Genomic DNA, 12,841 nt, shown 5'->3' on the forward strand with positions numbered 1-12,841 from the left:
TCCGGCAGGTAATCCTGCCGGAATTAAAAAATAAATTATTTGATGATATATGGAGAGAGTGCCTCAAGTATCTGCTCTACATTATCCTCTGCGTGAATGTTAAGATCGATCGGCTTTGACAGATCCAAGCTGAAGATACCCATTATTGATTTTGCATCTATAACATATCTTCCTGAAACCAAGTCAAAGTCTACATCGTACTTAGCTAAGTCATTTACAAATGACTTTACTTTGTCAATAGAATTAAGGGAAATTTGAACTGTTTTCATATAATCCTCCATGAAAAAAATATTGCGATAAATGCAACAGATACTTTCAGGTATTTGCACATTTAAATCTATGTATATCCTATATAAATTTTTAAGTAAAGTCAATGACATTTGATAAGTTAGAAAGGTTTTTTATGAAAACTGTTGCGTTTCATACACTTGGCTGCAAAGTAAATACATATGAGACAGAGGCGATGCAGCAGCTTATGGAGTCTGCAGGCTATAGATGTGTCGATTTCACAGAAAGAGCGGATGTTTATATAATAAATACCTGTTCGGTCACAAATATTGCAGACAGAAAATCAAGACAAATGCTTCACAGAGCCAGAAAGATGAATGAGGATGCCATAGTAGTTGCGGCAGGATGCTATGTGGAGTCTGCAAAGAATAAGATAGATGAAGATCTGAGTATAGATATAATCGTAGGAAATAATAATAAGAATGATATTGTAAATATAATAAACGAATATTTACAGGATAAAATAAAGAATAAATTCATCATTGATATAAATAAAGAGACTGAGTATGAGGAATTTAATATACGAAAAATAAACGACCATACCAGAGCTTTTATAAAGGTTCAGGACGGATGCAATCAGTTTTGTTCGTATTGCATTATTCCTTTTACCAGAGGCAGGGTAAGAAGCAGAAAGATGGAAAATATACTTGATGAGGTGAAAAATCTCTCGGCTTCAGGATATAAGGAAATAGTACTTACAGGTATACATCTCTCATCATATGGAGTGGACTTTTTGGATGAGTCCTATAATAAGAGAATGGAAAAACTTACTCGTACTGAGGAAAGTGATGAGGAATTTGTTACCAAGAATGAGCTTCTTTGTCTGATAGAAAATATTGCGAATGTAGAGGGAATAGAGAGAGTACGTATCGGTTCTTTGGAGCCTAGGATTATACAGGAAAACTTTATTAAAAGTCTCAGCAATATAGATAAGTTTTGTCCTCATTTTCATTTAAGTTTACAAAGCGGCTGTGATAAGACTCTAAAAAGTATGAACAGAAAGTACACTGCCGATGAGTTTTATGAGGGAGTAAAACTTATAAGAAAATATTTTGATTCACCTGCTATTACCACAGATATTATTGTGGGATTTCCGGGAGAAACAAAGACGGACTTTGAAGAGAGTAAAGCTTTCGTAGAAAAGGTAAAATTCTATGAGACACATATCTTCCCTTATTCCATAAGAGAAGGTACAAAGGCTGCAAATATGCCACAGGTGGACGGAAATGAGAAAGCACAGAGAGCAAATATTCTAAATGAAATCAATCTTAAAAATCAAAGGGAGTTTAGAGCTTCAAGGATTGGAAAAGAAGATGAGCTGCTTTGTGAGGAGATTTTCATAAAAGACGGAGTAGAATATTTTACAGGTTATACAAAGGAATATGTGAAGGTTGCTGTTTTAAACAGTGATTTAAAGACTAATGATATAGTAAGCGGAAAGATAGTTGATTTTCTTACAGACGATATTTTATTGCTTGAGAAATCATAGATATTAATTCTTTATTTTTTAATAAGAAAAAATAATATTGCATTATAACCTGTAATCGTATAAAATCAATATTATTAGAAAAGGAAGCGTGACGGTATGGATGTTCAGAATACACAATATTTTAGGGCAGTACAAGAAAATAAAATGGATGTGAATGAAGTGTTAAAGCTTGTGTATGAAGCTATGACAGAAAAAGGATACAATCCGTTGAATCAGATTGTTGGCTATGTGATGTCAGGAGATCCGACATATATCACGAGTCATAAGAGTGCAAGAAGTCTTATCATGAAAGTAGAGCGTGATGAGATAGTCGAAGAGTTATTAAAAAGCTATATTGAAAAGAATCTTAGCTGAACTTTTTTGAGATAAAATCTCATCAAGCCGCGTGATGGACCTTCTGGGGCTGGGTCATACAACAAAACATATTTAAAAGTATGAGATAAGATGTATGAAGAAGTTTGCTTTGCCGGTAGACTTCTTTTTATATATTGAATTTAGAGGTGAATTTGAAAGAAAGAATCATGGGACTTGATTATGGTTCAAAGACTATAGGTGTGGCTATAAGTGACGCATTGGGACTTACCGCACAGCCTTTTGAAACCATAGAACGAAATGCGGAAAATAAACTCAGAAGATCTCTTGCAAGAATAGCGGAGATAGTCAAAGAGAAAGATATAAAGAAAATAGTAGTAGGTTTACCTGTAAATATGGACGGGGGCAGCGGTAAAAGAGTGGCTCTTACTTTGGAATTTGTAGAAAAGTTGAAGTCAAGAGTTGATGTGCCCATCATTATGCAGGATGAAAGACTTACAACAAAAGAAGCGGATGAAATACTTGACGAATCAGGTGTAAAAAAGCAGGACAGAAAACAGTTTATAGATCAGGTGGCGGCAAGTATTATATTGAAAGAATATATGGAGAAAGAAAATGGACAATAACAGCATACATTTTGTAACAGAGGATGGGGAAAATATCGATTTTACAATTATAGATGAAACCAAGTTAAACGGTATCAGCTATATATTGGTTACAGACAGTCCGGATGATGAAAGCGGAGACTGCTATATCATGAAAGATATTTCAAAAAAGGACGATGAAGAGGCCAATTATATTTTTGTAGAAGATGAGAAGGAACTGGATGCGGTATTTGAAATCTTTCAAAATATGATGGATGATGATGTTGAAATTATAAAATGAGTTACCCTTGTTCGGTAATCATTATGTGAATATAAGTACAAATAAGAAAGGAATAAAATTTGAACGAGAATGAGAAAAATCCGTTGCTGAATATGCAAAGAATTATGCAGGAAAGCAGGGAGTTAAGCGAAGCCGGTGCAACTGAGATGGGTGAGAGTGCATCGGAAAAGAAGGTTAAGAAGGAAAGAACCGTAAATGCAAGATTAAAGCATGAACAGGTGACAAAAAAGACTACAGGACAAAAAAAGAGTTCTGAAAAAGATAAAAAGTCTGAAAACGGTACAAAAACTTCAGAAGAAAATAAACCGGTTGAGAAAAAACAGACTAAAAAAACTGCAAGTAAAAGAGTAAAGCCTGCAGAAAGCACCAAAGAGGACGTAGTCCTTAATGACAGTCAGGTTTCGGATACAAAGAAAAATAAAGCAAGATATGTCGGACCTGCAGATAAGAATGTGCCTTCTTTGGCTGAACAGGTATCAAGTATTTTGATGGAAAATACAAATAAAAAGAGAAGAGGCAGAGTCGCTAAAAAGTCAAATAAAAAGGTGAAAATCATACCGCTTGGAGGACTTGAGCAGATAGGTATGAATATCACAGCTTTTGAATATGATGACAGTATTATGGTAGTGGATTGCGGACTGGCATTCCCAAGTGATGATATGCTTGGAATAGATCTTGTAATTCCGGATATCACATATTTAAAGGACAACTATCTTAAAGTAAAGGGCTTTTGTATAACTCACGGTCATGAGGATCATATCGGTGCGCTGCCATATATTTTAAAGCAGCTAAATGTACCTGTATACGGTACAAGACTGACCTGTGCTTTGATTGAAAAGAAACTTAAAGAGCATCAAATTGATGATACCGCAAAGCTTCATATAGTTAAATATGGTGATACTGTAACTCTCGGCGATTTTAAGGTGGAGTTTGTGAAGACAAATCACTCTATAGCCGATGCGGCATCACTTGCAATATTTACACCGGCAGGTACAATATTCCACACCGGAGACTTTAAGGTGGACTATACACCTGTATTCGGAGATCCGGCAGATCTTGGAAGAATGGCCGAAATCGGTAAGGCCGGTTGTCTTGCTATGCTTTCGGATTCTACCAATGCTACAAGACCGGGATTTACCATGTCTGAGAGAACGGTCGGAAAGACTTTTGATTTGATATTTGCCGAGCATAGAGACAGCAGAATAATAGTTGCCACCTTTGCATCAAATGTGGACAGAGTACAGCAGATAATAAATACGGCATATAAGTATGACAGAAAAGTTGTGGTGGAAGGACGAAGCATGGTAAATGTTATCGGAACCGCCGCAGAGCTCGGATATATTGATATTCCTGAGGGAACACTTATAGATATAGATCATCTGAAGGACTATCCGCTTGAAAAGACTGTAATTATTACTACGGGAAGTCAGGGTGAGTCCATGGCGGCTCTTTCAAGAATGGCTTCATCAATCCACAGGAAAGTGGAGATTGTACCGGAAGATGTTATTATAATGAGTTCAACCCCTATTCCGGGAAATGAAAAGGCCGTATCAAAGGTTATAAATGAGCTTTCAATGAAGGGTGCAGAGGTTATCTTCCAGGATACTCATGTATCGGGTCACGCATGTCAGGAAGAGATAAAGCTTATGTATTCACTTTTAAAGCCTAAGTTTGCACTGCCTGTGCACGGTGAATACAGACATCTTATGGCAGGAAAAGGACTTGCAGAGGCTGTTGGAATCCCAAGTGAGAATGTACTTATCATGTCAAGCGGTGATGTGGTCGAACTTAGTGAGGATTCATGTAAGATAACAGGTCATGTAGAGGCCGGCGGAGTCTTTGTAGACGGCCTTGGAGTAGGTGATGTAGGAAATATTGTGCTTCGTGATAGGCAAAGCTTGTCACAAAATGGTATAATAATAGTGGCAATGAGTCTTGAACATGGAACAAACAGACTTTTATCAGGTCCCGACATAGTTTCAAGGGGCTTTGTATATGTAAGAGAGTCTACAGATTTGATGAACGAGGCAAGCGCAGTTGTCAGAGAGGCTGTGGCGGATTGTCTTCATGCCAGAATCACAGACTGGTCAAAGATAAAGAATGTTGTAAGAGATTCTTTAAGCGAGTTTTTGTGGAAGAGGATGAAGAGAAATCCTGTAATATTGCCAATAATAATGGAGATACATTAGTAAATGAGCAAAGAAACTACATCAAAAAGGAAAACAAAGAGAAGAGTTGCTTCTTTTTTCGGAAGATTAATCATGTATATTATGATACTGGGATTGATAGCGGGTATACCGTTTGCCTATAATTTCGGACATAGTGTATTCTATGCCTCAAGTGTGGATTCACCACCGGGCAACAATGTTCAGGTGAATATAACGGAAGGTATGAATTTTGATGAACTTGCCGATATACTTTATGATAAGGGTGTCATAGAAAACAAGTTTTCCTTTAAGATACAGGCAAAGTTTTTTGAAATCAGAATGCATGCAGGGGATTATACATTTAACACATCACAGACAACAAGACAGATGCTTGAGATGATTGATGACGGAGTTTTGGAGAATAATGTAAATGATAACAAATCTTAAGGTTTTAGAATATTTGGATATTATTTCTCCCGTCAATTCACAGACTGTAGAGGAAATCAGGTCTGTTGCAAAGGAAAACTATATTCCGATAATAAAAAGAGACACTGAAAATCTTTTGAAATTTGTTTTGAAAATGCAAAATCCCAAGTCGATTTTGGAGATAGGTTGTGCTGTCGGGTATTCAGCCATAATTATGCTGGAAAACTCCGATGCGGATATAGTAACTGTTGAAAAGATGCCTGAGAGAGTGGAAGAAGCTAAAAAAAATATTAAGTATGCTAATCTGGAAGACAGAGCGAAAATCATTGAGGGCGATGCCGGGGAAATACTGGAAAGTCTTGTAAATGAAAATAAAAAATTTGATTTTATTTTCATGGATGCGGCAAAGGCACAGTATATTACATGGTTGCCAACGGTGAAAGCTCTTTTGAAGGATAAGGGAATAATTTTTTCGGATAATTGTTTGCAGGAGGGAGACTTGTTAGAGTCTTCCTTTGCAATAAGAAAAAGAGATAAGACCATACATAAGAGAATGAGAGATTATATTTATCTTCTTTTACATGATGAAGATTTGGAGTCATGGATATTTTCAATAGGAGATGGAGTTTTACTTAGCAGAAGTAGGAGGTAAATTGAGAGATTTAGAACTTTTAATACCGGCAGGCAATCTTGAAAACCTTAAGGTTGCGATAGATTACGGTGCCGATGCGGTATATATAGGCGGTGAGTTTTTCAGCCTGAGAGCAAAGGCAAAGAATTTTACAAAAGAGGATATGAAGTCCGGAATAAAATATGCACATGAAAGAGGCAAAAAGGTCTATGTAACGGCCAATATCCTTGGACATAATGATGATTTGGATGCGGCGAGAGGCTATTTTGAGGAATTAAAAGAAATAGGACCTGACGCTCTCATAATATCGGACCCGGGAATATTTACAGTGGCAAAGGAAGTCTGGCCTGAGGTGGAAATACATATATCAACACAGGCAAATAATACAAACTATGCTACTTACCTTTTTTGGTGGAAGCTTGGAGCCTCAAGAGTTGTTACAGCCAGAGAGCTTTCACTTGAGGAGATAAAAAAAATCAGAGACAATATCCCTGAGGAGATGGAGATAGAGACATTTGTACATGGAGCTATGTGTATGTCATACTCCGGAAGATGTTTGCTCAGCAATTTCTTTACAGGTAAAGATGCCAACCGTGGAGAATGTACTCATTCCTGCAGATGGAAATATTCCGTAGTGGAGGAAAAAAGACCGGGAGAGTATATGCCGGTTTATGAAAACGAGAGAGGAACATATATCTTCAATTCAAAAGATCTCTGTATGATTGAGTATATTCCGGAACTTATAGAGGCCGGTATAGACAGCTTTAAGATAGAGGGCAGAATGAAGACCGCACTCTATGTTGCAACTGTGGCAAGAACATACAGAAAGGCTATAGACGATTATTTAAAATCGCCTGAGACCTTTAAAGAAAACCTTGAATGGTATAAATCAGAGATAGGAAAATGTACTTACAGAGAGTTTACTACCGGATTTTTCTTCGGAAAGCCTGACAGTGATACACAGATTTATGACAGCAATACCTATGTAAAAAATTATATTTATATAGGAACTGTAAATGAGGTGGATGAAAAGAACAGAGCGGTATTTAACCAGAAAAACAGATTCTTTGTGGGAGACAACATTGAGATTATGAAAAAGAACGGTGAAAATATATCTTTATGTGTTGAGTCTATTGAAGATGAGAAGGATGAGAAGATGGAGAGTGCTCCACACCCTATGCAACTTTTGAAAGTGACATTTGATAAACAGCTAGCTGAAGAAGGAGATATATTACGAATTTATAATCCCGAAAGACAGTAGTGGAGGTATAATGTTTTTATTTATACTTGGAATATTATGCGGGATATACGGGACTGTAGTTATTTTTATGGCAGGCTTTTTGGAATTGCAAAATTACATATGGTATGTATTTGCATTTGTATTTTTTGCCCTGGGTAAACTTATCAAACTTTATCTAAATAAGAGAATTCCATTGTGGTCTGTGGTATCTGTCTGTACTTTGGCGACTCTTGGAATTCTTATTTTTGTTATAACGGTAGTTGTAATAAGACTTTCGGTGCCTAAGGATGATAAAAAATCATTAGATTTTTTAGTCATACTTGGTGCCAAGACAGATTTTGATAAGAAAGAAAGTGACTGCATATACAGACTTGAAAAGGCTATAGATTATATAAATGAAAATCCCGGTACAATTATTGTTATAAGCGGCGGAATGCAAAAAAACGGAAAAATTGAATCACTTGAAATGGCGGATTATCTTATAGAAAGAGGTATTGACAGAGATAATATTCTTGTAGAAGTTGAGTCACACAATACAAGAGAAAATCTGATATATTCAAAAGCTCTTATGGATAAGTACAATGAAGAGATGAAGATAAATACGGATTTTATAATCAGAAACGATATGGGTCCGGTTGAAGTTGTGGAAGCAAGACCGGAGACCATAGGTATTTTGACAAATGATTTTCATATATTCAGAGCTATGCAGGTGGCAAAAAAGCTTGGATATACACAAGTTTCACCTATAAGTGCAAAGTCCGGTAATATTCTTTATTTACATATGCTCGTAAGAGAGACATTTGCAATTTTGAAGTACAAGTTTTTAGGATACATTTAAATTTTACCAAGGAGGCAGATATTGAAAAATTATAATATTGATGAAGAGTTAAAACATATAAAAGAATTGTCGGCATATGAGATCAAAGATATATCGGATATCGAAGAAATCAGTGCAAAAGCGGTTGTTCTTGAACATAAAAAGACAAAGGCAAGAGTTTTCACCTTGCTTTCAGATGATGACAATAAGGTATTTACGATAGGATTCAGAACACCTTCAAAGGATTCTACAGGAGTTGCCCATATTCTGGAGCATTCCGTACTTTGCGGTTCTAAAAAGTTTCCTGCAAAGGATCCCTTTGTAGAGCTTGTAAAGGGTTCATTGAACACATTTTTAAATGCAATTACATATCCGGACAAGACGGTTTATCCGGTTGCATCCTGCAATGATAAGGACTTTGACAATCTTATGGAAGTTTATCTGGATGCGGTATTTTATCCTAATGTATACAATGAGGAGAAGATATTCAGGCAGGAAGGCTGGCATTATGAAGTAGTGGATGAGAAGGGTAATCCTGATGAAAACGGAGATATTATTTTAAACGGTGTAGTATACAATGAGATGAAGGGTGCTTTTTCATCTGCCGACAGTGTTCTGGAAAGATCAATAACAAAGGTGTTGTTTGAAGGACATTCTTACGGTGAGGAATCCGGTGGTGATCCTGACTTTATTCCTACACTTACATATGAGAATTTCCTTGATATGCATTCAAAGTACTATCATCCGTCAAATTCATATATTTATCTCTACGGAGATATGGATATGGCAAAAAAGCTTGACTGGATAGACAGAGAATATCTTGATAAGTTTGAATACAGAGAGGTGGATTCTAAGATAGAGGAAGTAAAGGAACTTGAAAGTGTAAAGGAAGCAAACTTTGAATATCCTATTACAGAGGCTCAGGGTGAGGAAAATGCCACATATCTTTCATGGAATACTCTTGTGGGCGGAGAGCTTGATCCGGTCGTTTCTATGGGATTTCATATACTTGAGTATGTGCTTATAGATGCACCGGGAGCATATCTTACTGATGCACTTATTGATGCGGGTATAGGAGAGGATGTATTCGGCGGATATGCAAACGGAATCTCTATGCCATATTTCACCGTAACTTCAAAGAATACAAATCTTGACAGAAAGCCTGAGTTTTTGGCCGTTATAGAGGGTACTTTAAGGAAGCTTGCAGATGAAGGAATTGATAAAGAGACTATAAAGGCCGCTATAAATGTATTTGAATTTAAAGCAAGAGAGGCTGACTACGGTTCATATCCTAAGGGACTTATGTACGGACTTTCAAGCTTTGATTCATGGCTTTATGATGCGGACCCTACAATACATTTGAGATTTGAAAATATTTTCAAAACTCTCAGAGAAGAGATAGATAATAATTATTTTGAAAATCTGATAAAGAATTATCTTCTTGATAACAAGAATACGGCGATAGTTACCATGACACCTAAAAAAGGTCTTACCACAAAGAAGGATGCCGATCTTAAGGCGAAGCTTAAAGCATTCAAAGATACATTGTCAAAAGAAGAGATAAAAAAGATTTATGATGATACTTTGGCACTTAAAAAGTATCAGTCTGAGCCTTCAAGTGAAGAGGATCTTTTAAAGATTCCTTTGCTCAGCAGAGATGATATAAGCAGAGAAGTAAAGATGCCTGAGTATGAAGAAAAGAGTGTAAAGGCTTCAGGAAAAGATATACCTGTAATTCATTCAAAAGTATTTACATCGGGAATCAATTATATGAAGTTTATCTTCAATATTGACTTTGCAAATGAAGAAGAACTTAAGTATCTGGCACTTTTAAAGGAAATATTGGGCTATATAGATACAAAGAAACAAAGCTATGCGGCACTTTCCACAAATGTAAATTTAAATTCAGGTGGAGTCGGATATGTTATTGAGGCATTTGCAATCGATGCAAATCCTATAGATTTTACCTTTGCATTCAGTGTAAATGCAAAAATATTGTATGGCAAAGAATCCTGGCTCTATTCCAATGTGGCTGAAGTACTCACGATGTCAAAGCTTGAGGATAAGAAGAGAGTTAAGGATATAATTGCAGAGGTAAAGGCAGGTAAGGACAGATTAGTTTCATCAGGTCATATGAGTGCACTTACAAGAGCGGGATCTTATATATCAAAGGAACTTTTATTTAACGATTTGACAAAGGGTATCGCTTATCTTAACTTCCTTGAAAATATAGATATAGAAAAAGACTTTGACAGAGTTTACGAAAACCTCTCAAGACTCTCAAAAACAGTATTTAGTGCGGATAATCTTTTGATACATACCATATGTGATGAAAAGGGATATAAGAATGCATTTAACGGAATAGAAAGTCTTACAGACAGTCTTTTCAAAGAAGGCACAAAGCCTGAAAAGGCCGTATTAAAAACGGAAATCAAAAATGAGGGATTTGTAACACCTTCAATGGTAAACTATGTTGCAAGATTCGGAAATTTTGTAAATCACGGATTTAAATATACAGGAGTTTTAAGAGTACTGAAGGTGCTTTTAAGTTATGACTATCTGTGGAACAATATCAGAGTAAAGGGTGGCGCATACGGATGTAGCGCAATCTTTGGAAGAAGCGGAAACTCAGGTTTTGTTTCATACAGAGATCCTAATGTTTTAAATACAAATAAGGTATACGAGGGCATAGTGGACTATGTGAAAAACTTTACGGCAAATGACAGAGAGATGACAAAATCTGTAATAGGTGCAATCAGTGAACTTGACACACCTATGACACCTTCAAGAGAAGGATTAAAGGGATTAAGCTCATATTACTCGAAAGTTAGACATGAGGATCTGGTAAAGGAAAGAGAAGAGGTATTGAATACAAGTGAGGAAGATATCAGAGCTTTGGTGCCGCTTATCGAGGCTGTGCTTTCAGACAAACTTATTTGTGCTATCGGTAATGAAGATTTGATAGAAAAGGATAAGGAACTCTTTAAAGAGGTAAAGCATCTTTATAAGGATTGATAGGAGAATATATGAAATCAGGATTTGTTGCCCTTATAGGGAGACCGAATGTAGGAAAATCAACATTGATGAATACGCTGATAGGACAAAAGATAGCTATAACATCAAATAAGCCGCAGACTACAAGAAACAGAATACAGACAGTATTTACAGATGAAAGAGGTCAGATAGTATTCCTTGACACTCCGGGTATACATAAAGCCAAAAATAAGCTTGGAGAATATATGGTAAAGGTATCTACAAGAACTTTAAGAGATGTGGATATGGTGCTCTGGCTTGTAGAACCGAGTACCTTTATAGGTGAAGGTGATGAGCATATCTTCGAGATTTTATCAAGTGTAAATATACCTGTAATACTGGCTATCAATAAAATGGATTCGCTGAAGCAAAAGGAAGATATGCTTGAGGTAATAGCCAAGTACTCATCAAGAATGCAGTTTGCAGAAGTAGTGCCGGTATCCGCACTTAAGGGAACAAATACGGATAAACTTCTTGATATTATATTTAAATATCTGTCGGAAGGTCCTATGTATTATGATGAAGATACGGTTACAGACCAGCCTATAAAGCAAATCGCAGCAGAACTTATAAGAGAAAAGGCTCTTAGATTTTTGCAGGAGGAAATACCTCACGGTATAGCTGTGGAGATAGATACCTTTAACTACAGAGACTCGGGAGATATGGTGGATATCGAGGCCGCAATAGTATGTGAGAAAGACTCACATAAGGGAATTATTATAGGAAAGGGCGGCAGTATGCTGAAAAGAATTGGTACTGCAGCCAGAAAAGATATAGAAGGTCTGCTTGAGAGCAGAGTGAATCTGAAGCTTTGGGTAAAGGTCAGACCGAAGTGGAGAGATTCGGATGTGCAGATGAAGAATTTCGGTTACAATCCAAAGGATTTATAATGTGAGAGATTTTGTTGAATTGACGGGCATTGTTATAAAATCAATGCCCATCGGTGATTTTGACAGGCGTGTGACTATCTTTACAAAAGAGAGAGGCAAGATATATGCTTTTGCAAAAGGTGCAAGGCGTATCAACAATCAGATGATGGGATTTGCCAGAATATTTGCATATGGAAAGTTTAAACTGTATGAGGGAAGAGATTCCTATAATATAGTCAATGCGGATATTGCCAATTATTTTGAAGAGGTAAGTGCGGATATTGAAAGTACCTGCTACGGCACGTATTTTCTTGAAATGCTTGATTATTACACGAAGGAAGCTTTGGTGGATATAGAGAGCTTAAAGCTTATATATTATACATTGCTGGCTTTAACCAAAAAATCCATACCGAACAGACTTGTAAGAAGAATTTTCGAGCTTAAGCTTATGACAATAAACGGCGAGTATGATTTGACTCCCGGACTTAAGGATAAAACCGCCTTATATACCTGGGAATATATAATATATTCAAAGCCTGAGAAACTTTTTACCTTTGTAATAACAGAGGAGGCACTTACAGAGATAGAAAAATATATGGATATCATGATAAGAAAATATATAGACAGACATTTTCATTCTCTTGATATTCTGGAGGATATTTTATAATTTTTTCTGGAGGATATTTTATAATTTTTTCTTGACA

General features: G+C 36.4%; 13 protein-coding genes. 12 read left to right on the top strand and 1 reads right to left on the bottom strand.

What is annotated here, in order from left to right:
- Positions 1 to 35: 35 nt before the first annotated feature.
- Positions 36 to 269, bottom strand: coding sequence for an HPr family phosphocarrier protein (locus tag HMPREF1140_RS05990; RefSeq protein ID WP_009663127.1), 234 nt, complete (start codon positions 267 to 269; stop codon positions 36 to 38).
- Between the two features lie 134 nt (positions 270 to 403).
- Here HMPREF1140_RS05990 and HMPREF1140_RS05995 point away from each other — a divergent pair, with 134 nt between their 5' ends.
- From HMPREF1140_RS05995 to recO, 12 genes are all read left to right on the top strand, one after another.
- The gene (locus HMPREF1140_RS05995; protein WP_009663021.1) at positions 404 to 1,777 is read left to right on the top strand and encodes a MiaB/RimO family radical SAM methylthiotransferase; all 1,374 of its coding nucleotides are present in this window, start codon (positions 404 to 406) and stop codon (positions 1,775 to 1,777) included.
- A 96-nt stretch (positions 1,778 to 1,873) separates the two neighbouring features.
- On the top strand, positions 1,874 to 2,131 hold the full coding sequence (locus tag HMPREF1140_RS06000) for an IreB family regulatory phosphoprotein (RefSeq protein WP_007593705.1): 258 nt from the start codon (positions 1,874 to 1,876) through the stop codon (positions 2,129 to 2,131).
- A gap of 167 nt (positions 2,132 to 2,298) precedes the next feature.
- Positions 2,299 to 2,715 carry a Holliday junction resolvase RuvX gene (ruvX, locus tag HMPREF1140_RS06005; protein ID WP_009663084.1) on the top strand — a complete coding sequence of 139 codons (417 nt, stop codon included), beginning with the start codon at positions 2,299 to 2,301 and terminating at the stop codon, positions 2,713 to 2,715.
- On the top strand, positions 2,705 to 2,974 hold the full coding sequence (locus tag HMPREF1140_RS06010) for a DUF1292 domain-containing protein (RefSeq protein ID WP_007593701.1): 270 nt from the start codon (positions 2,705 to 2,707) through the stop codon (positions 2,972 to 2,974). The genes ruvX and HMPREF1140_RS06010 overlap by 11 nt, the downstream gene beginning before the upstream one ends.
- Positions 2,975 to 3,033: 59 nt before the next feature.
- Positions 3,034 to 5,163 (top strand): ribonuclease J, encoded by a 2,130-nt coding sequence (locus tag HMPREF1140_RS06015; protein WP_009663091.1) that lies wholly within the window; start codon positions 3,034 to 3,036, stop codon positions 5,161 to 5,163.
- A 3-nt stretch (positions 5,164 to 5,166) separates the two neighbouring features.
- Positions 5,167 to 5,568 carry an endolytic transglycosylase MltG gene (locus HMPREF1140_RS06020; RefSeq protein WP_009662996.1) on the top strand — a complete coding sequence of 134 codons (402 nt, stop codon included), beginning with the start codon at positions 5,167 to 5,169 and terminating at the stop codon, positions 5,566 to 5,568.
- Entirely contained in the window at positions 5,552 to 6,199 is a 648-nt protein-coding gene (locus HMPREF1140_RS06025) for an O-methyltransferase (protein ID WP_009662976.1), read from the top strand. The genes HMPREF1140_RS06020 and HMPREF1140_RS06025 overlap by 17 nt, the downstream gene beginning before the upstream one ends.
- A 1-nt stretch (position 6,200) precedes the next feature.
- Positions 6,201 to 7,439 carry a peptidase U32 family protein gene (locus tag HMPREF1140_RS06030; RefSeq protein ID WP_009663107.1) on the top strand — a complete coding sequence of 413 codons (1,239 nt, stop codon included), beginning with the start codon at positions 6,201 to 6,203 and terminating at the stop codon, positions 7,437 to 7,439.
- Between the two features lie 10 nt (positions 7,440 to 7,449).
- Entirely contained in the window at positions 7,450 to 8,256 is an 807-nt protein-coding gene (locus HMPREF1140_RS06035; RefSeq protein ID WP_009663077.1) for a YdcF family protein, read from the top strand.
- A 21-nt stretch (positions 8,257 to 8,277) separates the two neighbouring features.
- Positions 8,278 to 11,250 (top strand): insulinase family protein, encoded by a 2,973-nt coding sequence (locus HMPREF1140_RS06040; protein ID WP_009662967.1) that lies wholly within the window; start codon positions 8,278 to 8,280, stop codon positions 11,248 to 11,250.
- 11 nt (positions 11,251 to 11,261) lie between these two features.
- Positions 11,262 to 12,158, top strand: a complete 897-nt coding sequence (era, locus tag HMPREF1140_RS06045; RefSeq protein ID WP_007593685.1) for a GTPase Era — start codon at positions 11,262 to 11,264, stop codon at positions 12,156 to 12,158.
- Between the two features lies 1 nt (position 12,159).
- The gene (gene recO, locus HMPREF1140_RS06050) at positions 12,160 to 12,804 is read left to right on the top strand and encodes a DNA repair protein RecO (RefSeq protein ID WP_007593684.1); all 645 of its coding nucleotides are present in this window, start codon (positions 12,160 to 12,162) and stop codon (positions 12,802 to 12,804) included.
- Positions 12,805 to 12,841: the final 37 nt, after the last annotated feature.

Origin of the sequence: Lachnoanaerobaculum sp. ICM7 (genome assembly GCF_000287675.1) — a bacterium.
Taxonomy (GTDB): domain Bacteria; phylum Bacillota; class Clostridia; order Lachnospirales; family Lachnospiraceae; genus Lachnoanaerobaculum.